This is a genomic window from Lysinibacillus sp. BNK-21 (assembly GCF_048684915.1).
GTDB lineage: Bacteria > Bacillota > Bacilli > Bacillales_A > Planococcaceae > Lysinibacillus > Lysinibacillus capsici.
This window is the reverse complement of the sequence record NZ_JBLQTS010000001.1, coordinates 4,087,209-4,106,745: the sequence shown is the minus strand read 5'-3', so window position 1 is coordinate 4,106,745 and position 19,537 is coordinate 4,087,209. Positions and strand designations below refer to the sequence as shown.

The following is a 19,537-nucleotide window of genomic DNA, read 5'->3' as shown; positions in this document are numbered from 1 at the left end:
AAGAAGTCTCCTCCGAAGGAAGCCCCTAATTCATGGTGGAAAGTTGTGAAAGCTTATTTATCCAAAGGGAAGTTTTATAAATTACCCCCAAGAAATTAATGATGCAAAGAAAAAAGTCGCCTTTTAGCGACTTTTTAATTTTCTAATAAAAATGTCTTTTTGGATGGACCGATTAAGTATAGCTCGTGCATGGCTCGTGTAAGAGCTACATAAAGTAGCTTTCGGTCAATGGGTGTATCGTAAAATGGTGTATCGTAGGCAGCTACAATGACAGCATCAAATTCAAGTCCCTTAGCTAAGTGACTTGGCACAACAAGTAACATTTCTTGATTAATAGATTCATTTTCCGTTAGTAGTTGTGAAGCAATATCATTGTCTTTTAATGCCTGTTGCATAGTAATGGCTTCTGCAGTAGTTTTGCAAATTAAAGCGATGGATCGATGGCCATTTTGACGAATAGCTTCAAAAATCTCTTTAACTTTGAAGGCATCGAATTGCTCTGCTTGAATAAAACTTGGTACTTTACCGTGACGCACAACGGGTTCTACTAAAGGTAGCTGTTCATTCATTTGCGCTAGAATTTGATTCGCGACTTCCATAATTTCAATTGTTGTTCGATAGCTTTTTTGCAAAGTGCGGAAGCTTGCACGAGGAAATAAGCTTTGGACAGGTTCCCAGGCTGTTAATGAGCGATAGCTATGGATACCTTGTGCTAAATCACCGACCATAGTAAACATATCTGTATCAAGACCTGCTTTTAAAGCAGCAAGCTGAAATAAACTGTAATCTTGGACCTCATCGATAAAGACAACACGCATCTTCCATTCATCTGCAATGCCTTTTAAACGTGCTTGTAAATAGTATAGTGCAGCTAAATCTTCGAGTGCCCATTGTTCTTTACGATGTGCCTGCAAAAATTGTTGCTGTTCAAGGTAATGCCATTCAGGGGCGAGTTCTGCTAATAATTCTGCATCGGTGAGAAGGGTACGATAGAGTGTTTTAATATTATGTTTAGGAAAGCGACGCATATAAGCTGATGCCGTTGTCTTCGTTTCTTTTTCAATGGCAGGAATTCGTTCATCACGCTCATCAATGAATTTTGTGACAACACGTCGCCGTTTTTCATCATCTCGAATTCCATTTAAGGCTTTACCCAATGCTTCATCATACTTTTTATGGAGTGTAGCTAAAACAGCCTGTTTTTTTTGACGTACATGGCTTGCTAAGACCTTTTTAATATGTTCAAGTCGCTTTTCGATAGGCATATATGAGAATTCATATAAAAACAGCTTCTTCAGGTGGGAAGCACGCATGATACAGTATTTTTCAATATAGACATCTTCGAATTGCTCTGCGATCTTTTGTTCCAGCTTTTGTACGTAGCGTTCGATGACATCACGATAGTAAAGTGAACCTTTCATTTCAGCAATCCAGGCAGTAGGATGACTGCCTCCAGCAACGAGCAATTCTAATTGTTCATTTGGATTTTGAAGCTTAAGCTTTAATTTAGTGGCAGAAAGAACGTAGTCTGTAAAAGTAGTTTGGCATATTTTATCGACGCCAAGCTCTGGTAAAACATCGCCTATATAATCAATAAATAACTTATTCGGTGCTAAAATCATGAGCTGCTCAGGATTAAAATGTTCACCCATTGTATAAAGGAAATAGGATATTCTGTGTAGAGCAATGGTTGTTTTTCCACTACCAGCAGCACCTTGCACAATAATTGGTTGACGAAGATGTGCTCGAATAATTTCATTTTGTTCCTTTTGAATGGTTGAAACAATTTCAGTTAGACGGACATCAGCTTTTCCAGCTAATGCTTCTTGTAGTAGTTCATCATTTGTTGTTAGATCAATATCTCGTATATCGAGTAATTCGCCATTTTCGATCTTGTATTGCCTTTTAGCAAAGAGATTTCCTTTATGAACTTCACCACGGACATCGTACTCCATGTCACCAAGACGTCCATCATAATAAACATTAGCTACGGGTGAGCGCCAGTCAACAATAATGGGCTCATGGGTTTCACGATGAAATAGTGATGTTTTCCCAATATAAAGGAATTCTTCTGGGTCACCGGTTTTTTGGAAATGGATTCTAGCGAAATAGGGCTTCTTGCGAACGGCCTCTAGACCTTCTTTTTGATTACGTGCCATTTCAAAAAATCTGGCATTTGTTAAGATATTTAAATAACTTAAACTCGAATCTAAGTAATCAAGATCGGCCATAGATTTGCGGATATTTTCTTGAGCAGATTTTAAATCTCGTTGTGATTCGTCTAATATTTGTTGCATATAGCCTTGGGTATACGCTAACCGCTCTACTTCAGCCTGAAAATCTGGATGTTGTACAGTCATTTTTTAGCACCTCCTAGGTACTTACAATTTCAAAGTAGATTATCATACTACTATATATAATATTTACCAGCAAGTGAAAGCTAAAATGTTAATTATGCTACTATTACATGGGGCTGGAAGGTTTTTCTTTGAATAATAATAGAGGAGGTTATTGAATTTGGACATATTTGCACATAGAGGTGTTTCGATAAACTATCCAGAAAATACGATGGCTGCCTTTCAAGCAGCATCAAAGCTTCCTATAGCAGGGATAGAGCTAGACGTTCATTTAACCGCAGATAAAGAGGTAGTGGTGATTCATGATGAGACCATTGATCGTACCTCCAATGGCTCAGGCTATGTAAAAGATTTTACATTACAACAATTACGTACATTTGATTTTGGCTCGTGGTTTTCACGGGAGTTCGGAGATGAAGTAATTCCTACCTTAGGGGAAGTGTTGGAGTTATTTGCAGGTACCAATCACCGTATCAATATTGAACTGAAAACAGACATTATTGCATATGAAGGAATCGAAGCGCTCGTGCTCAAAGAAGTAGCAGCACAGCAAATGACAGAGCGGGTGATCATTTCATCTTTCAATCATGAATCATTGCAAACAATATCAAAAATAGCGCCTTATATAGAAAGTGCAGCATTGTTTGCAGAGGTGCTGGTGGATTTCCCAACTTACATTGCTCTTATACCAGCTAAGGCGTTACATGTAAGTTTGCCAACTTCCTTCCGTAAATCAGTTAAACTAGCTCTCGCTGAAGGTGCAACTGTACGTGTGTATACCGTCAATGAACAACGCGATGCTCGAAGTTTACAACAGCTCGGTGTACAGGCGATATTTACAGATGATCCAGAAAAAATATTAAGAGCCCTTAGTTAGAGCAAAAGTGGACAGTTAGGAGACAAAAGCTTCCGTGGAATCATTTACATTTTCAAAATACCCACGGAAAGCAACGTCTTCTAGAGGTTTTTTACCATTTTGCACGATGTTCCTCAATACATCCGAGCATTTGTTGAATAACCAGTGTTTCACCATTGTCGAGTAAAATAGAACCGTCGTAATAGCCAAATAGTTGATGTACCTCTGATTTAACTAGTTTGGCATTCGTTTGGGCTATACGCTCAAAAAAGGGTGAAAAGGTTAAGGAGACCTGATTAGAAAATTTTGTTTTCACTTTCCAACGCTGCATGTAATCTTCAGAATCATATTGAAATAATAAATCCTCATGTATTTTTGTCATTTTACCATCAACAAAAACAGCATTTTCAGTCATGCCTGTGCCATCTGTCCATTTACCTCCTAAATTAAGTCCGATGCGTCGTCCACGTACTCGTTGAGAGGCCATTCCCCAATTCCATAATGCTTCACGTGGCCATACACCTCGTCCATAATCCAACACAGCAAAATTCTCCTCAGCTGAGAAATTAAAACGCCGAGTACCAATTGTGACAACACCTGATGTTGGCAATATGTGATGCTTGCCTGTGAACTGAAATGTTTTGCGATTCCAAGGAATGACTACATTTAAGGTTTCGTCCGCTGGTGGGTGCTGAATGATAAGCTTTGCTCGTAAAACATCTCCGTCAAAGTTTGGTATGGAAACAGATAGATGTGTTTCATTTTGTATATATAATAAATCAATCATCATTTCACTATTTTTAAATGAAACAGATTCTAAAACCTGTGTAGGCATTTTTAGTTTACCACCAAAGGGGATTGTGATCGTTTTTTCAAAATAGCGCTGTGTTTCATATTCAAGGAAATAAACGAAGCAGACTGCTGCGTAATCTAGATGACTAATCGTAGCTGAAAACAAGATTTCATCACCGTAGACACACCAATAGTTCCATTTCTTTTTGCGCATGAGATGGCCGCTTAAATTGCTATTAATAAGTGGTTTGCGTGCAAATCCGATGGCTGCTGGATTTAAATTACCTTTTTTATCGCATAAAAGAGTTGGCTGTAAAATCTCTTTTTCAGCATGCTGCCTCACATTCAACATCCCTTCTGGTCATAAAATAAAATTGACATATCTTTAATCCTTATTGTAGCAAAAATGTTCTTGAAATTGGAAAGGAACATGCTGAATATAATGGATTTCAATAAGAATTATGAGGAAGGACCTAACTAATAGAAATGCTTAAATAGACATATGATGGCATGAGGAGGTTATGTATGGCAAAAATGTATAATAGGCAGGCTGCAGTTCAATATGCTAATTTGTGGTGGAACAGACGCAATCCTGCTTTTCCAAATTTTGATGTAGATTGCACGAACTATATATCTCAGTGTTTACTTGCAGGAGGGGCACCGATGCGAGGTGCACCAAGTAGAGAGAAAGGCTGGTGGATTCAGCAAGGGAATTGGAGCTTTAGCTGGTCTGTTGCTCATTCATTACGATGGTATTTAGAAGGATCTACAACAGGATTGAAGGGTAGACGTGTTCAATATGCAGAGGAACTAGAGCTTGGAGATGTCATTTTTTATGATTTTCAAGGGAATGGTAGAATTGACCACTCCGTTATTGTTACAAGTATTCAAAATGGTATTCCTTATGTGAATGCCCACACCTCAGATAGTATTAATCGACCTTATTTTTACGAGGATTCCACCGCCTATACGCCAAGCATGACCTACTTTTTCTATCATATAGATGACAGCTTTGCTTAGGAACAGGTAGTTTTAAAGCATACAAATATATGATAATGTGAAAGATAGAAGAGATAAACTCTAATATGTTGTCTTATGGTAGAAGGAGAATTGATATATGAGCGAACAAATTTTATCTGTTAGAGATGCAATTATTCAACGTCGTTCCATTAAAAAGTTTAATGGCCAGCCTGTAGAGCGTGAGGATTTAATGGCTATTATTGACGATGCAGTATGGGCTCCCAATCATGGTAATCGTGAGCCGTGGCGATTAGTTGTTGCCTGTGGAAAGGAATTAACAAATCTTCACCAGCTATTACGTGACTTAACAATTCCTAAATGGCAGGAGCTTTCAAGCGAAGATTTAGCGAAGCAGATGTTGAAATTTACATTACCAGGTGGCTATGCCTTTGTTATCGTTCCAGAGGATGCGCGTCAAAAAGAACGTTTAGAAGATTATGCAGCAGCAAGTACATTTATTCAAAACATGCAGTTACTGGCATGGGATAGAGGCATAGGCTCTTGCTGGAAAACACCAGGCTTCCTAGATAATCCAAAATTCCGTGAAGCTTTAAAGGTACAGCCAGGTGAGCGTGTCATTGCTATGCTACAAGTTGGTTATTTTGATGAAGTGCCAAAAGGTAAAGAGCGCAAACAAGCAGCTGATATCGTTACGATTTTTGGTGAGTAATCAAATAAAAAAATCCCTTCACTTTGACAGTGAGGGGATTTTTTAATTAATCGATATTTACTTTTGTAATCCTGAAACCTCATATAAATAATCACTAAGAACACGTAAGCCTTTATCAAAGTTTTCTAAATGGAAGTGTTCATTTGGTGCATGGAAGTTTTCACTTGATAGACCGAAGCCCATTAGCACTACAGGTAAATCTAAAATTTCATCAAACGCAGCGACGATAGGGATGGATCCACCGCCACGTGTGTATGCTGTTGGTACATTATACACTTTTTCATAGGAGCGTCCAGCAGCCTGGATAAATGGATGATCGAAAGGCGTTAGGAATGGACGGCCTTTATCGAATTCAGAAATGTTGATTTCCACACCAGCAGGTTTGTGCTTTTCAACATGTGCTTTTAAAAGTGCTACAATTTCATCGGGCTCTTGATTTGGTACAAGACGGCATGTGACTTTAGCGCTAGCTTCAGCGGGCAGCACTGTTTTGATGCCTTCACCTGAGAAACCACCAAATACACCGTTAACCTCTAGGGTTGGGCGGGCCCAAGTACGTTCTAAATAAGAATACCCTTGTTCACCGAATAATTCTTTTACGCCAACTTCCTGTTTAACAGACTCTTCATCGAAGCCAAGCGCAAGATAAGCCTCACGTTCCTCTTCTGTTAATGGCAACACTTTGTCGTAGAAACCTTCAACTTGAATCGTACCATGCTCATCACGGAAGGATGCTAAAATTTCAGCTAATGCGTGAATAGCATTTTGTACGCCACCACCATAAAGACCGGAGTGTAAATCTCCCTTAGCTCCACGCACATCAATTTGAATGCCCGTTAAGCCCCGTAAACCATAGCATACCGCAGGCTTCCCAGGACCATAAAGACCTGTATCGGAAATTAAAATTAAATCTGCCGCTAGTTTTTCTTTATATTGTTCAACATAGGCAGGTAGATGTGGACTACCAATTTCTTCTTCACCTTCATAAATGAACTTAACATTGACAGGTAATGTCCCTGTTGTAGCAAACAATGCCTCAATCATTTTTAAGTGCATAAAGACTTGTCCTTTATCATCACTCGCACCACGAGCAAATAATTTATTGTCTCGAATTGTAGGATTAAAAGGCTCACTGTCCCATAAATTTAATGGATCAACAGGTTGAACATCATAATGACCATAAAATAAAATAGTTGGTTTACCCTCTGCATGTAGCCAGTCTGCATAAACAACAGGGTGCCCAGCTGTTTGTGTAATGGAGATATTTTCAAGATTTAGTTTTTCAAACGCACTGGCTAGCCATTCAGCTGCATGTTGAATATCCTCTTTATGCTCGGATAAAGAACTGATACTTGGAATTCGTAAAAATTCATTCAATTCATTTAAATGTGCCTCACGGTGTTCTGCAAAATAAGCATCAATTTGCTGTAAATTAGTCATTAAGCATCCCTCTTTCTAATATTTCGATAATAGAAATAGTATAGCATAATGTGGTTGGGGAATCTTGCTACATCAATGGTTTCTAACGTATTTATTATTGATTAGCCCCAGATTTAGCCCCACTTGTCTGTAAAGCATGGCTAAAGAGTGAGACAGATTCCGCCTCTAATTCCTTCAAAACATGCCCATATACATCCATAATCATTTTCGGTGTATTGCCAAGCCTTTCAGCGATTACCTTCACATTTAGACCGCGATTTAACAAAATGGTGCAATGTGTATGCCGTAATCCATGTATTGTTGTCTTGGGTAGATTAGTTCTTTCCAAAACTTTATTTATTGTATAAATAGGGCTTGTGGGTGCAATTGGATCCGCAGCATGTTCAAAGATAAATACAAAGGTATCATCCTTTGATAAATCTTCATGTAGTTTACGCCCATGCTTTAATAAAGCTTTTTTACACCACTTCAAATAGTTCTCTAGTTGCTTCATAACAATTTCATCCACTAAAATAGTTCTATAGCTGTTCATTGTTTTAGGCGTGTGGATGCCGATAACATCCCTGGTACGCTCAATGGTAATTGTGTTATTTTGAAAGTCTATATTTCGCCATTGTAAACCCAATGCTTCACCTCTACGGATGCCTGTATAAGCAATCGTAAGGAAAAAAGTATAGTGGGTAATATTTTCATTCTGCTTCACATCATCCAAAAAAATGACGAGTTCAGCAGGAGTAAGGAAGTTAGCCGCTTCCTTTTTCTTTTTGGCTACTGACGGAATCGTTACCTTTGTGAAGCGGTTCCGAGTAAGTATTTCATCTTCTACAGCCGCATTAATGGCAATTTTAAAAATAGTATGCCATGAACGAATTGTACTTGCTTCATATTTGCCAACAAGTACATTGATAAATACCCTTTGATATGTTTGTTTGTCTAATTTCTGTAACTTATAATGACCGAGTAGCGGCTTTAAATGGACACGTACGATGATTTCACGTTGAACCTGTGTCCCTTTTTTCCACTTGCCTTTATTCGTGTCATACCATATATCTAGCCATTCACCAACAATCATTTGGTCATTCTCTACATACTTTTTTTCACCGCGCAGCGTTTGAGCCTTAACTTCCAGGAGGGCTTTTAATGCTGCTTTTTCTGTTTTAAAACCACTTTTCTTCTTCTCTTTCCGCTTTCCAGACGAATCATAATACTTATGTCGAAACATCCATAATTTCTCTTCATTTGCATTGAAATAGTGATATATCTCAGGTTCTTTTGCTGATTTATATAACTTCACCTTGTCCATTCCTTTCATGCTTGGGCGAAGCGTGTGTACAGGAATGGGTGAGTGTGATTAATCTACATTGTCGAATATATTAATAAATCTATCATGGATACATTCAGATAAAAATTTATCAAACTGTTCTTCTATATAGTCAATTACATATACAGGAGCTTTTACATTGTCTAAATTCAAACGAAATTCGTCTGAAATTAGATTATTTGTAAAAATGATTTGTTTGAGTTCGTTAAAATGTACAGCAGTATCTACTTCAATATCAAAAACTGAAAGTTCACCTTCATACTTAAGCGTTAAGTTAATTAAAAATTTACTTTTAGCCCTATAAGCATAGTTCCCACCGTCCCACTTAGAGGGATCCTTAATGTGATTTTCTGACATCAAATCGACTTTACAATCTGTTGAAATGTCATTAAATGAAACCCTCACATTAACAAAGGTGAACAAGTCACCTATAGTACATTTTAAAAGTGTACATAACTGTATTAGTGTATCGAATTGAATACCTGAAACGTAATTATTATACAAGTTCGAAATAGTTGTCCTTGACAGCGTAGTTTGGTCTTTTACATTTTGTATATTTAGGCCTCGTTCAGCCATTAAAACCCTCAAATTGCAGTGGATAAAACCTGACATTTTCATACTCCCTTTCATAATGATTGTTTGAATTATATCATAAACGAATCAAAATAACCAATAAACTAATCAAATTTGATTGACTTTCAATTGAAAAAGACATATCATCAACATATGAATTGTTATAACCAATAAGTTGGTTAATTTAATTGTGAAGGAGGTTTTGTTTTGGCTATTCAATTGAAATCACAAAACGCTTTTAGACAAGAGTTAATTAAATTAGGCTTTTCAAAAAGAGGGTTTGCCCGTTCTATAGGTGTTTCAGAAGCAACTTTGATTCAAATTTCTAATGGAAAGCAATCACCTAGACCCGAAACAGCTAAAAAGATTTGCAGTGCTTTATATGTGGAATTTGATGAAATTTTTGAAATTACCAATGAAAGAGGTGATTAAAGATGCTACCAGCAAACATTGAGGTCAATCTTGATAAGCAAGCCATTCGGCAATACATAGAGAAACGGCTTGATGAAGAAATAAGAGAAGTATTGTGGTGGATTGATCTAAACAAAATGGCAGAACTGACGAATATGTCACCAAGATTTTTAGAAAGTGAACTTGTATGTGATGTACGTATGCGAGCTATTGAGGTCAAGAAAAATCGTAAACGTTGGTGGCCAGCGAGACAGGCTTTTGAAGTAATAAGTGAAATTACAAGTGAATGGTAATTAAAAATATGCTTGGGCGAGCGTGTGTACAGGAATAAGTGATTTTATCATATGTAAAACTCAAGGTGGTGAAATAGATGAATGAAGAATATTTAAATGGACGTATAACTGTGCATTTTGGTATTGATATTGTTTCTTTAGTGCACAAAGTCCATGGCCGTTTTTCGTACATGGATTTAGTAGAAGGTGATCTTATCGAAGTAAAAGAGGGTGACAAATACAAGACTATTACTATTAAAGATATATTAAATAAAATTGTTGAACACGATTCAAGTCAGGTATGGAATCGTGGTTCATCAATTTATGAAGGTGCTCAAGTTAGGGTGAAGCTAGACCCTCAAGGAAACAAACTAGCAGTTTTAACGGAAAAAAGCCTAAAAATAAGTAAAGTAATGCTTACCCTTAAACAAGGGTTCATAACTCAAGAACAAGCTACACAAGCATTTTTACAGCTTGAATTAGAAAACGATGAATAAAAGAGCACCTGCACAGTTTAAGCAACATAGGCACTGACAAGGTGGTGATATAACAATGCCTGATAGTTTCTATTTTCCGGTTTTCACTGGTTTACTAACAGAAGAACATGTCGAAAAAATTGGTCCAGCTTTATGGGAGTTCCTTTGGTTGATTGCGAAAACAACAAAAGAAACCACTGAGAACGGTGAAACTATTGGCATTGTTCTCGGTGGAAGACCCATTAAAAACGTGGAAATAGCCGAATCACTAGGAACAAGTTTGAGGAGTACAGAACGCAATATTTCCAGACTGAAAAAATATGGATACATTGATACGAAACGAACTCCCTACGGAAATATATTCAAGGTTAAAAATTCAAAAAATTCTATAAAGACAGAACCGTCAAAAATGGCGGAACTAAAAAAAGAGAACCGCCAAATATGGATAGAGAACCGCCACTTTTGGTAGAGAGAACCGCCAAAAATGGCGGGAACAAAGAAGATATAAAAGATATAAAAGATATAAAAGATATAAAAGATATAAAAGATATAAAAGATATAAATACTACTCGTCAAAAAAAATATGACGAGGACAGCACCTATTTCAAAATGGCAATATACTTCTATGAGAAAGTTTCTGCAGTTGCAAATGAAGCAGGAATATCTCATTTAATCAAAAAGTCCAATATGCAAACTTGGGCTGATGATATGCGTAAATTAATCGAGCTTGATGGAGTAGATAAACATCTAGCGAAGCAAGTAATGGATTGGGTAACAGAAGATTCATTTTGGAAAACAAATGTACTATCGGCCAAAAAGCTTCGTGAGAGATTTATGGAATTGGCTATAAAAATGAATGCTGATAAAAAACCTTCTCAACCAAAGCAAAAGCCGCAATATGATCCGAGAGATAAAGAAATAGCTTTCCAACGATGGATACAAGACGGAAATGATCCAGATAATTTTGATTGGAGTGATTGAAAAATAGGCTATCAAAAGTGAGAAGCGAGGATGATATCAATGGAACTATTAAAACACTTAACAAGAGTAGAGAAAGTAAAAATTCGTAAAGCTGTTGTAAAAGAATTGGCACGTTATCGACTTTCAAAATTTACTTTAGAGAATTCAGATAATGAAAATGTTGCCTTTCACCAAATGATTGAACGAGCTATTGAGAGATTACCCACACCTGAACGCTTTCTAATTGAAGCAAGGTATTTGTCAGCTAATAGTGAATACTTGACAGATTATCACGTCTACAATTTAAAGTTTGATCCACCAATAAGTTCAGTGACTTACACAAAGATTAGAGATACAGCTATGATAAAGATTTCATTGTTTTTAAATCTTGATACAGGTGTGGAAATTGAACATTTAATTCTAACAAACTATCCTGCTAGGTTTAGTTGAAAGGAGGTTGTGCTGCATGAATCAAACTACTATTTCGGAAGCTTTCGGTGAACAATTAGCGCTTATTACAGCTAACACACCTTATGCAATTGAAAGTGATTCAGATAATTTTGTTTCAGAACTAGAACATAAAGTTAGGGAGTATATGTATTCATTGTGGATGGATGCCCAGGCCAACAAACTAGCAAACTATTTGGAGAAAAGACAAGCAGCACACTTTGCTCAGCTGTATGAATTTAGTTATGGCGTGTCTATGTATGATAACGATCAATCTCTTTTGAGTAGGTCAGATATTCTAGCATTTATGATTATTGACGAGAAGGTAACGTATAAGAAACGTTTAGAATGCATACGGCTTCAATACAAGCGTTTCAAGGAGATATGCGAATTAATTAGTGTGGAAGATAGAAAGCTGTTTATACGCTATTTTGAACAGTCTAAGAAGGTGGATTATGAAACGTTAAGGAAAGCTGTCATAAACAATCTAACATTAATTGGTGAGCGTTATAGGCGTGATGAAAAAATGAAATAGTAACACACGCATGATTCTCTCAATACTTAAAAGATAGTGAGGTGATGTTATGAAAGAACTACGATGCACAAAATGCGGAAAGCTATTACTTAAAGCGAATAAAGAGTATGAAGTAAGTACAAGTGATTGTGATTTAGAAGTACAATGCACACGCTGTAAAGCAATCAATCATTACAAAGTTAAATAATATTAGAGACTCTCGAAGTCCAGTAGCTGCACAGTGGTGTGTATGTTATTGGATTTTTTATTTTCTATTAAAAAATATTATTTGTGAGAGTACCCCCGGGGTTTTTGATTAAAAATATCGAAATTACGGTACACCGACTGCCCCCATTTGCTCTAAAAAAATTCCCTAAATGAAAATTTTTAAGGAGGTGAGGAAATTGGCTAGACCGTCTAAAAGTGAATTTGCAGATTATCAAAATGTGTTTTTTTATTTCAGTGAATTTATACCGAAAACAATATAAATAAAAATTGAAGGGTGGAAGTTAACATGACAATAAACATTGAATCTACAGTTTTAGAGAAATTAGCAGAGTATAAAAAGAATCTAGAGGAGCGAGAAAATGAATGTTATGCAAATATTGGTTTTTTAGAGAACGAAATAGAACGATTAGAAAACGAATTAACGGCTACTGAAAATCGTTACTTAATTGAAGGGACAAAAGAATCAAAGAAAATCTATGAACAAGTATGTAATCTATTAGAAAAAACTGAAAAAGATTTACAGATGGAATATAGATTCCTAGCAAATAAACCGCGTCGGGATAAAGCAAAATTAGAATTAACGGAAGAAGAAAAGGCATCATTATTAACTGATTTGGCAGCATTTACAGATCCAATCAATCCATTAGTAGAAGATTTTAATGAGAAAGGTAAAGCATTTATAAAGGCGTATAATGACCTGATGGAAACATATGGACCAATTGAAGAAGTTTTCGATTTAGCAGTATCTTTAATTGGTAGCGTATGTGGCAAAAAAGAACAACGAAAAATTATTTTTAAAACATCATTTATGAACCCGAATGGATTAAGTCAAAATATCGAACGATACAAAAATGAAATATCTCGAATGAATGCCCCAAGAAATTATTTTTGGTAATTATAAAAGACTACTAATTTAGAAGATGTATTAGATAAAACACTTACTTCGGTAGGTGTTTTTGTGAAAGTAAGTTAAAAAAAGTGATTGAGAAGTGGTGGGAATATGGCATTTTGGTTGAAAGATTATGCTAGTTTGTTGGAAAAGCTAGAGTATTTACAGTTTAAACTGACGGATCCAGAAATGAATGAACAAGAAAAGCAAGATACAGAAAAACAATTACAATTTTGTGTAGAACGAAAAGCGCAGTTTGAGCAGCTGGTTTCTAAATTTGATTCATTGGAACAAAGAATTTTATTTCGTAAATATGTAGAAGGAAAGACATTGGAATCAATAGCAAGTGAATTAGAATATAGCGCAAATTATATTTATAACAAACATTCAGAAATTCTAAAAATATTACGGTTTTATGAAAAGTGAGGTGATCGTCTGTGAACCTAGCAAGAATCAGCGAAGAATTTGGAGAGCAAATAGCAGCCATTACAGCTGGAACAAGGTATGAAATAAGTAGTGAATCGGATAACGATGTTCCAGTGATGGAAGCGCGGATCCGTAACACCATGTATTGTTTGTGGAAGGATGCGACATCAAAAGAGTTGGCCAAGTATTTGAAGCGATCAGCAGAACAATACTTTCAGGAATTGTATGAGTTTTCATACGGTGTTACATCTTACGATGAAGATGTAACTGTAAGTAAAGGAACGGAACGACTCGCTTTAATGATTATTGCGGAAAAGGAGAACAGGAAGCGACAAACAGACCGTTTAGAGAGGGCATACGAGCCTTTTAATGCCATTTTGGATAGTCTTCCCTCAAAAGATGTGGAAGTGCTACAGCAGTACTTTATAGAGCGAAAAAAGGTTGATTATGAACTATTACGTGGAGTTGTGAAAAAGCATCTTAAATTCATTGAGGTATACTATGATGCAGACACAGAAGCAGCGGAGCAACGTTCAAAAGAGATTACTAAAGACATTGATGGCCCAGCACCAGAAGTTAAGAAAATTACGGTGCAACAACTGGAGAAAAATAAGAAAAGAGGATTAAAGCAATTAAATAAATTGTTTAAATAGACACTTACTTGTGTAGGTGTTCCAATAATTGTACGTGTATGTCGGAAACAATGATGAGGCTATTAAATTGGTAGTCTCTTTGTTTTTTTTATTTTCGCTAAACTACAATCGGATTTTATGTTGTACTATTTATATAAAGATGTTGATAAATTGATTATTTTCCAGATTATAGTTCAACTCTTTTTTTATAATAAACATAATTTTAATTGGAGGTATTTAAATTGAGGTAACTATTAACAGTGAATTGGAGTTAGTAAAGAATGGTGAAAAAGAACTTTTAGGAACATATAGTTCAGAAAAAACATCGGAAATCTTTAAACATTTAAAAGAAAAATTTTCAGGTATAAGAGAACATGATAAAGACGCATTAAGATTAGATATTAGTCCTTTAAGAAAGGCTGGAGAAAAAAGACCGTTGTCTCCTTCAGATTTTTGTTATTTCAAAGCCAGTGCATACGATGAGATAAAGAGTGAATTTGATAATTTAGTTTCTAAATAAAGTAATGTCACATCTAACTAGCAACTAGCTGTAAATTTTATATAACCTGAATTTATTTAAGTCATTAAACGTAAAAAATTCATTAAAAAAAATATATAAAGGGTATGGAATGTATGGGTATTAATATAGCTTATTGGAATAGCAGAATATTAGAAAGATCTGATATATCTACTTCATTAGTACATTTAACCAAAAGCACCTATGGCATGGACTGTTTACAAGTGTTATTAAAAATTTTAAACGATAAGAAGTTAATTGGTAGTACTCATAGCGGTTTTATACAAGGCAGTGAAAAAGCTGTTTGTTTTCAGGATGCGCCATTAACTGGTATAGCTCAAAATGTACGTTATGAAGAAAGATTATCAGAGGAGGGTAAAATAAATAAACGACGGTACTACGCATACGGTTTAACTTTTAATAAAACTCTGGCATATAGGAGAGGTGCTCGTCCTGTTATTTACGAGGCTAAAGAGGAAGCAAAACAAAAGTTTAAAAATGAACTGTGGAGAGTGGTGACCTTAGATCTCCATGACGATAACAATTTAATTGATTGGACACATGAACGTGAATGGAGAGTAAAAGGTGATTTTTATTTTGAATTAGAAGATGTAGTTGTCCTATTACCAAATCCAGACGAATATCGTAGATTTATAACAACCGTGGATCCTTATATGTTATCAAGAATCGCAGGAATAGTTATAACAGGTATGTTAGTTTTTTAATCCAAAGGTATAAAAAGTTCTTGTAAGTCGAAAGTTATATATAAAACTATTAAAAGTCATATTCGTTTTTCAATGGGTACCCTCTTTTTGTAAATACAATACTTTCCTTTTGCTTTATTATTGTATTAGAAGGAGAGATTAACTATGGTTAAATATGTTTGTGAGATTCATAAAATTAAACTAGATAGTGAAAGCTACAAAATTAATCAATTCATAAAATTGATTAATATGAACAATATGGAGTGTGTCAAAGTTGAGGCAATATACGAAGTTCCATTTGAATCAAATATATACATTTTTCAAAAAGCAATACAATTGGCAATCCCAAACGTTAACATGGAATTCAAAAAGAATGAAATAATGGAAAGTTTTAATACCTATTTAAATAATTATTATGGTGACTCTGGGAATGGGTATATTGAAGAAGATAGTTCCACAGTATTGATTGATAGTGACCGGATTGAAAAAATTAAAACTTGTTTTAAGATACTAATTGAATATAACAGGAACACTAAAGAAGCTCGAGAGAAAGATGACTGGACTGGAACAAGGTGGGGATACGCATTACAAACTTATTCCAGTGCTTGTTCTGCAACCACAGTAGACTTGAGTATTTTAAGTTTAATAACAGGTTTTGAATCGCTATTAGTCAAAGGAGAGGGTTCTCTCTCATATAAAGTTGCTCTATATGCAAGTTTATTAGTATCTAATGAAAAGGAGGAAAGACGTAAAGTATATAATCTAATTAAAAAAATGTATAATTTCAGAAGTAAAATAGTCCATGGTGAGATCGGAAGTATAGTTAAGCTATCTAAAAAAGAAGATATTTATCGTGATTATTTTGAATTGAGAAGTATACTTTCAAAATTGTTAATTAAAACTTACGGTATACCAGAGGAGGTACTGTTTACTAAAATTGAGGATATGATTTTCGAATGTCCTTCTTCAAATCTTAATTAAAATAATTAAGTCACATCCAAATTGGTGGTGGCTTTTTATTATATCTTGAAGCTATGGCGAACATTAAGAGCAGCATTTGTAGATGCTTTTAATAAGACTGTTAAGCGTTTAATAGCAAGTCGACTAAATCACTATCTATAAAAGAAACTCCATCTAAAGAACGTACAGTGCCTTTCTATAATTGATTAAATGAGCGTGATAGTCAGACACATATAAATAAGAGACCTGGTAATTTAGATAATTGGTTTTAATAATAAAAAATATAATAACTGGTGGTATAGTTGATGAGGAGTTTTGTTAAACAAAGAGAAAGGAGAGATAATTTTGATTGATATCAATAAATTATTCAATGATAAATATAAAAAAGAAGATATGAAAAAACCAATTAATCTAATTGCGTTTTTATCTCTAAAAAATGCCGTGGTATCATACTTTTCTACTTATAAAAGCATAAAAGATATAGCGGATAATATATTTGAATCTTCAACTGCGATTTTTATTCCAAATTATATAGAACAATATTATGAAACCATAATACATTTTCAACATTTTTTTGAGTTAATTATGAAAGATATTTTAAAGGAAAATAACAAAATTGATACAAAAGAATTAAATGAGCTGGGTTTTATAACAGCTTTAGAAAAAATCATTGATTTAGTAAAAAAGAATGAGCTAAAAAAAGATAAATATGAATTCTTTTATAAAAATGAAAAGGTGTTACGTAAATTAAATACCAAAAGGAACGATCTTTGGCATAGAGAAAGTGTTTTTTTGAAATATAAATCCTTTGATGTAATTATTGGAAAGTATATTTTTCCTATTGTGAATGAAATAGTTGAATTACCTGAATATAAGGGATTAGATAGATTATGGAGGGGGACAAATAGGAAACTACATTCAGGAATTGAACCTTTTAATGAGATTATTTTAATTTGTAAATCTAAAAATCCTCATTTAGACAAATTGGCTTTTTTTAAAGAACTAGGACGTGCCTCTTATAATTATGAACGTGGTTTTGGTGAACTTAAACCAGACTTCGTAAAACGTGCAGAAAATATTGCTAAAAATGAGGTGAAAGAATCGCCTACAAACGAGAATATAATGTTATGTCCAGTGTGTGGTGTAAAATCACTAGTGAGATATGAAGATGTTACTCGGGATATAGATTGTCAACCTTATATTAGAGACATTAAATGTTATTCATGTACTTTTGAACTTCATTATAAAGGAATGAGAAATCTAAAAGATTTTTATAAAGAATATGGTATTCTGGATTTTTGGTTAAATTAAGACAAAAGTTAACCCCAAAAAGACCACTTCGAAATGGGTGACAATAATAGTTAATATGCTATTATTGTCCCACCGCATTGTCCCATCGTTAAAATACTGAAATCCATTGGGAGAGTAAGCGTGAAGTTATGGAATTTAAATCTTAATCATTTATTCTTTTAATCTTTTAAAACATGCTATTAATAATTAATATATATATAATCAAGCAGCTGCAGAAATGTGGTTGCTTTTTATTATGGTCAAAAGAAAAACACTTTCAGCTGCACGATGAGCCGGAAGTGTTTTTTTACTGTGTTTAAATTTTTTCTCCATCTTTCATTAGAAAGCTGATTTCATAATCAATTTCTAATGCTTCAGAAATCTTCTCTAAATCACTTTCACTGAAATTATTGCGTGTCATTTTGTTATGTAAGTTTTGGCGTGTGGTTCCTAATTTTTCGGCCAAATCTTTCACAGTCATGTCCTTTCTACCAAGAATTATTTTTATTTTTTCACTGGTAGTTAATCTCATAAAACACACCTCCTATTAGTATTCAGTATACCATTTTATATACTTGTAAACCAATTAATAAATAAAGTAAATTATTTAGTTTACTAAAATGTTTACAAAGTACATTAATTAGTGTACTATTTGGTTATTAGCAAAATTGTAGCAGAAAAAAACCATCAAAGGTTGTCGGTGAATGGACCAGAAATAGCCGATACGCTGCAGAAAAGAGGGGATGACATTGTGTATTAAAGCTCAATCGAAAACCATCCAACAACGTAATGAGTACATTCAAATGAAGATGAAACAACACGATGCAATTAAGGATGTCTGTAAGTATCAGAATCGGTTGAAATGGATTATGAAATATCATCGGCTTTGACTGAATTGGAAGTAGAACAGATGCGTGAAAGTTTACGTAAGGCATTTAAGTAGTAGGAAACAGGAATGAAAGTGAGGTGAAAACGATGGCGTTTGAGTACTTAGCACAATATACAACATTTGATTCAGTAGCAGATATGGACACAGCTGTAGAAAATCACATGGCAGCACACTACTATAACCTAACGGAAAGTGAACGTGCCATCGTTTTCAAACTTGCTAGTCACGGTCTTGAATATCCAGGGGCTTGTCATTTGAAAGCTGCCACAATTGCTGCAGCATTGGAGATCAGCACAAAGACAGTTTATAGAGCTATTAATAAACTTGAATCACTAGGAATCATTAAGACACAGAAAACTACGAAGGTAAAAGGAGGTCGTGGTGCAAACATCTATATTATTTTGCCTTACCAATCTGAAACATGCGAAAGCTCTGTTAAGCCTTTTGAACAAGAGACGGTTGTTCCACTGCAAGAAGCCTATAAACGGGCTCATGCCGATAGAGAAGCATGCAAAGAGTTTATGAATGATTATCAGGTAATGCTATATGATTTTATGCATTCGTTACCTCTTCCAGATAACTTTAAGGACGAGCTACATAAAGTGGTACTGGCATCCAATGTAAATAACATTCAGGAATTCATAAAGGCAAAAAACATCATTTTTAAAATGGCTAATGATATTAAAGAAGGTGTGCTAACGGTTACTAATTCATTGAGTTCCATATTCGTAGGAGCTCATAAGATGGCCTTACAACGTAGAGATAAGCATCTCACAATAATTACATCACCTATGGAAGATATGCCTGTGAATGTGCACACAGTGCCTTTCTACAACTGGTTAACTGAACGAAATAGACCAACAGAAGTATTTTAATATGAAAGGAGGCGAGGA

25 protein-coding genes are annotated in these 19,537 nt (G+C 34.9%); 19 read left to right on the top strand and 6 right to left on the bottom strand.

The genetic code is table 11. The features are described 5' to 3' along the window. Positions 1 to 134: 134 nt before the first annotated feature. Complete coding sequence (gene helD, locus ACMGGO_RS20700; protein WP_259949296.1) at positions 135 to 2,360, bottom strand: RNA polymerase recycling motor HelD; 2,226 nt, start codon at positions 2,358 to 2,360, stop codon at positions 135 to 137. Positions 2,361 to 2,517: 157 nt separating this feature from the next. Here helD and ACMGGO_RS20695 point away from each other — a divergent pair, with 157 nt between their 5' ends. Then, complete coding sequence (locus tag ACMGGO_RS20695) at positions 2,518 to 3,234, top strand: glycerophosphodiester phosphodiesterase (protein ID WP_115674303.1); 717 nt, start codon at positions 2,518 to 2,520, stop codon at positions 3,232 to 3,234. A 91-nt stretch (positions 3,235 to 3,325) separates the two neighbouring features. Here the strand turns inward: ACMGGO_RS20695 and ACMGGO_RS20690 are convergent, their stop codons facing one another. Then, a complete protein-coding gene (locus tag ACMGGO_RS20690) occupies positions 3,326 to 4,348 on the bottom strand; it encodes a DUF2804 domain-containing protein (protein ID WP_054549082.1) in 1,023 nt (340 codons plus the stop codon). 182 nt (positions 4,349 to 4,530) lie between these two features. Here ACMGGO_RS20690 and ACMGGO_RS20685 point away from each other — a divergent pair, with 182 nt between their 5' ends. Then, a complete protein-coding gene (locus ACMGGO_RS20685; protein WP_004229655.1) occupies positions 4,531 to 5,025 on the top strand; it encodes an amidase domain-containing protein in 495 nt (164 codons plus the stop codon). A 97-nt stretch (positions 5,026 to 5,122) separates the two neighbouring features. Next, positions 5,123 to 5,695: a nitroreductase family protein gene (locus ACMGGO_RS20680; RefSeq protein ID WP_048393315.1), complete on the top strand. Its 573-nt coding sequence runs from the start codon at positions 5,123 to 5,125 to the stop codon at positions 5,693 to 5,695. A 57-nt stretch (positions 5,696 to 5,752) separates the two neighbouring features. On the opposite strand, the gene ACMGGO_RS20675 is transcribed toward ACMGGO_RS20680, so the two are convergent. The 3 genes from ACMGGO_RS20675 to ACMGGO_RS20665 all read right to left on the bottom strand — a co-directional run bounded on the left by ACMGGO_RS20675 (position 5,753) and on the right by ACMGGO_RS20665 (position 9,068). Beyond that, entirely contained in the window at positions 5,753 to 7,135 is a 1,383-nt protein-coding gene (locus tag ACMGGO_RS20675; RefSeq protein ID WP_420282218.1) for a dipeptidase, read from the bottom strand. A 94-nt stretch (positions 7,136 to 7,229) separates the two neighbouring features. Further along, complete coding sequence (locus ACMGGO_RS20670) at positions 7,230 to 8,438, bottom strand: tyrosine-type recombinase/integrase (protein ID WP_420282217.1); 1,209 nt, start codon at positions 8,436 to 8,438, stop codon at positions 7,230 to 7,232. Positions 8,439 to 8,486: 48 nt separating this feature from the next. Then, the gene (locus tag ACMGGO_RS20665) at positions 8,487 to 9,068 is read right to left on the bottom strand and encodes a helix-turn-helix transcriptional regulator (RefSeq protein WP_313150274.1); all 582 of its coding nucleotides are present in this window, start codon (positions 9,066 to 9,068) and stop codon (positions 8,487 to 8,489) included. 168 nt (positions 9,069 to 9,236) lie between these two features. On the opposite strand from ACMGGO_RS20665, the gene ACMGGO_RS20660 reads away from it, so the two are divergent. The 15 genes from ACMGGO_RS20660 (at position 9,237) to ACMGGO_RS20590 (ending at position 17,776) form a co-directional block, all read left to right on the top strand. Then, the gene (locus ACMGGO_RS20660) at positions 9,237 to 9,461 is read left to right on the top strand and encodes a helix-turn-helix transcriptional regulator (protein ID WP_236690786.1); all 225 of its coding nucleotides are present in this window, start codon (positions 9,237 to 9,239) and stop codon (positions 9,459 to 9,461) included. 2 nt (positions 9,462 to 9,463) lie between these two features. Continuing rightward, a complete protein-coding gene (locus tag ACMGGO_RS20655) occupies positions 9,464 to 9,733 on the top strand; it encodes a hypothetical protein (RefSeq protein WP_313150273.1) in 270 nt (89 codons plus the stop codon). A 77-nt stretch (positions 9,734 to 9,810) separates the two neighbouring features. Beyond that, entirely contained in the window at positions 9,811 to 10,209 is a 399-nt protein-coding gene (locus ACMGGO_RS20650) for a hypothetical protein (RefSeq protein ID WP_420282216.1), read from the top strand. Positions 10,210 to 10,264: 55 nt separating this feature from the next. Then, positions 10,265 to 10,657 carry a hypothetical protein gene (locus ACMGGO_RS20645; RefSeq protein WP_420282215.1) on the top strand — a complete coding sequence of 131 codons (393 nt, stop codon included), beginning with the start codon at positions 10,265 to 10,267 and terminating at the stop codon, positions 10,655 to 10,657. Beyond that, the gene (locus ACMGGO_RS20640) at positions 10,630 to 11,169 is read left to right on the top strand and encodes a hypothetical protein (RefSeq protein ID WP_420282214.1); all 540 of its coding nucleotides are present in this window, start codon (positions 10,630 to 10,632) and stop codon (positions 11,167 to 11,169) included. The genes ACMGGO_RS20645 and ACMGGO_RS20640 overlap by 28 nt, the downstream gene beginning before the upstream one ends. A 39-nt stretch (positions 11,170 to 11,208) precedes the next feature. Then, the gene (locus ACMGGO_RS20635) at positions 11,209 to 11,598 is read left to right on the top strand and encodes a hypothetical protein (RefSeq protein WP_420282213.1); all 390 of its coding nucleotides are present in this window, start codon (positions 11,209 to 11,211) and stop codon (positions 11,596 to 11,598) included. 16 nt (positions 11,599 to 11,614) lie between these two features. After that, positions 11,615 to 12,130, top strand: coding sequence for a hypothetical protein (locus tag ACMGGO_RS20630; RefSeq protein WP_420282212.1), 516 nt, complete (start codon positions 11,615 to 11,617; stop codon positions 12,128 to 12,130). A gap of 49 nt (positions 12,131 to 12,179) precedes the next feature. Further along, positions 12,180 to 12,317 carry a Com family DNA-binding transcriptional regulator gene (locus ACMGGO_RS20625; RefSeq protein WP_140423013.1) on the top strand — a complete coding sequence of 46 codons (138 nt, stop codon included), beginning with the start codon at positions 12,180 to 12,182 and terminating at the stop codon, positions 12,315 to 12,317. Positions 12,318 to 12,623: 306 nt separating this feature from the next. Beyond that, complete coding sequence (locus ACMGGO_RS20620; RefSeq protein ID WP_420282211.1) at positions 12,624 to 13,232, top strand: hypothetical protein; 609 nt, start codon at positions 12,624 to 12,626, stop codon at positions 13,230 to 13,232. Between the two features lie 105 nt (positions 13,233 to 13,337). Then, positions 13,338 to 13,652, top strand: a complete 315-nt coding sequence (locus ACMGGO_RS20615; protein WP_420282210.1) for a hypothetical protein — start codon at positions 13,338 to 13,340, stop codon at positions 13,650 to 13,652. 11 nt (positions 13,653 to 13,663) lie between these two features. Next, positions 13,664 to 14,305: a hypothetical protein gene (locus ACMGGO_RS20610; protein WP_420282209.1), complete on the top strand. Its 642-nt coding sequence runs from the start codon at positions 13,664 to 13,666 to the stop codon at positions 14,303 to 14,305. Positions 14,306 to 14,549: 244 nt separating this feature from the next. After that, entirely contained in the window at positions 14,550 to 14,804 is a 255-nt protein-coding gene (locus ACMGGO_RS20605) for a hypothetical protein (RefSeq protein WP_420282208.1), read from the top strand. A 113-nt stretch (positions 14,805 to 14,917) separates the two neighbouring features. Next, positions 14,918 to 15,526 carry a DUF2971 domain-containing protein gene (locus ACMGGO_RS20600; RefSeq protein WP_420282207.1) on the top strand — a complete coding sequence of 203 codons (609 nt, stop codon included), beginning with the start codon at positions 14,918 to 14,920 and terminating at the stop codon, positions 15,524 to 15,526. 144 nt (positions 15,527 to 15,670) lie between these two features. Beyond that, positions 15,671 to 16,486 carry a hypothetical protein gene (locus ACMGGO_RS20595; RefSeq protein WP_420282206.1) on the top strand — a complete coding sequence of 272 codons (816 nt, stop codon included), beginning with the start codon at positions 15,671 to 15,673 and terminating at the stop codon, positions 16,484 to 16,486. Positions 16,487 to 16,810: 324 nt separating this feature from the next. After that, positions 16,811 to 17,776: a hypothetical protein gene (locus tag ACMGGO_RS20590; protein ID WP_420282205.1), complete on the top strand. Its 966-nt coding sequence runs from the start codon at positions 16,811 to 16,813 to the stop codon at positions 17,774 to 17,776. Positions 17,777 to 18,071: 295 nt separating this feature from the next. Here the strand turns inward: ACMGGO_RS20590 and ACMGGO_RS20585 are convergent, their stop codons facing one another. Continuing rightward, positions 18,072 to 18,287, bottom strand: coding sequence for a helix-turn-helix domain-containing protein (locus tag ACMGGO_RS20585; protein WP_049664439.1), 216 nt, complete (start codon positions 18,285 to 18,287; stop codon positions 18,072 to 18,074). A 443-nt stretch (positions 18,288 to 18,730) separates the two neighbouring features. Here ACMGGO_RS20585 and ACMGGO_RS20580 point away from each other — a divergent pair, with 443 nt between their 5' ends. Next, positions 18,731 to 19,519 (top strand): helix-turn-helix domain-containing protein, encoded by a 789-nt coding sequence (locus tag ACMGGO_RS20580; RefSeq protein ID WP_420282204.1) that lies wholly within the window; start codon positions 18,731 to 18,733, stop codon positions 19,517 to 19,519. The last annotated feature ends 18 nt before the right edge of the window (positions 19,520 to 19,537 follow it).

Coding starts and splice junctions, on each gene's coding strand:
- helD (WP_259949296.1), bottom strand. CDS start 2,360: ATGACTGTACAACATCCAGATTTTCAGGCTGAAGTAGAGCGGTTAGCG.
- ACMGGO_RS20685 (WP_004229655.1), top strand. CDS start 4,531: ATGGCAAAAATGTATAATAGGCAGGCTGCAGTTCAATATGCTAATTTG.
- ACMGGO_RS20680 (WP_048393315.1), top strand. CDS start 5,123: ATGAGCGAACAAATTTTATCTGTTAGAGATGCAATTATTCAACGTCGT.
- ACMGGO_RS20675 (WP_420282218.1), bottom strand. CDS start 7,135: ATGACTAATTTACAGCAAATTGATGCTTATTTTGCAGAACACCGTGAG.
- ACMGGO_RS20670 (WP_420282217.1), bottom strand. CDS start 8,438: ATGGACAAGGTGAAGTTATATAAATCAGCAAAAGAACCTGAGATATAT.
- ACMGGO_RS20665 (WP_313150274.1), bottom strand. CDS start 9,068: ATGTCAGGTTTTATCCACTGCAATTTGAGGGTTTTAATGGCTGAACGA.
- ACMGGO_RS20655 (WP_313150273.1), top strand. CDS start 9,464: ATGCTACCAGCAAACATTGAGGTCAATCTTGATAAGCAAGCCATTCGG.
- ACMGGO_RS20650 (WP_420282216.1), top strand. CDS start 9,811: ATGAATGAAGAATATTTAAATGGACGTATAACTGTGCATTTTGGTATT.
- ACMGGO_RS20645 (WP_420282215.1), top strand. CDS start 10,265: ATGCCTGATAGTTTCTATTTTCCGGTTTTCACTGGTTTACTAACAGAA.
- ACMGGO_RS20640 (WP_420282214.1), top strand. CDS start 10,630: ATGGATAGAGAACCGCCACTTTTGGTAGAGAGAACCGCCAAAAATGGC.
- ACMGGO_RS20635 (WP_420282213.1), top strand. CDS start 11,209: ATGGAACTATTAAAACACTTAACAAGAGTAGAGAAAGTAAAAATTCGT.
- ACMGGO_RS20630 (WP_420282212.1), top strand. CDS start 11,615: ATGAATCAAACTACTATTTCGGAAGCTTTCGGTGAACAATTAGCGCTT.
- ACMGGO_RS20625 (WP_140423013.1), top strand. CDS start 12,180: ATGAAAGAACTACGATGCACAAAATGCGGAAAGCTATTACTTAAAGCG.
- ACMGGO_RS20620 (WP_420282211.1), top strand. CDS start 12,624: ATGACAATAAACATTGAATCTACAGTTTTAGAGAAATTAGCAGAGTAT.
- ACMGGO_RS20615 (WP_420282210.1), top strand. CDS start 13,338: ATGGCATTTTGGTTGAAAGATTATGCTAGTTTGTTGGAAAAGCTAGAG.
- ACMGGO_RS20600 (WP_420282207.1), top strand. CDS start 14,918: ATGGGTATTAATATAGCTTATTGGAATAGCAGAATATTAGAAAGATCT.
- ACMGGO_RS20595 (WP_420282206.1), top strand. CDS start 15,671: ATGGTTAAATATGTTTGTGAGATTCATAAAATTAAACTAGATAGTGAA.
- ACMGGO_RS20585 (WP_049664439.1), bottom strand. CDS start 18,287: ATGAGATTAACTACCAGTGAAAAAATAAAAATAATTCTTGGTAGAAAG.
- ACMGGO_RS20580 (WP_420282204.1), top strand. CDS start 18,731: ATGGCGTTTGAGTACTTAGCACAATATACAACATTTGATTCAGTAGCA.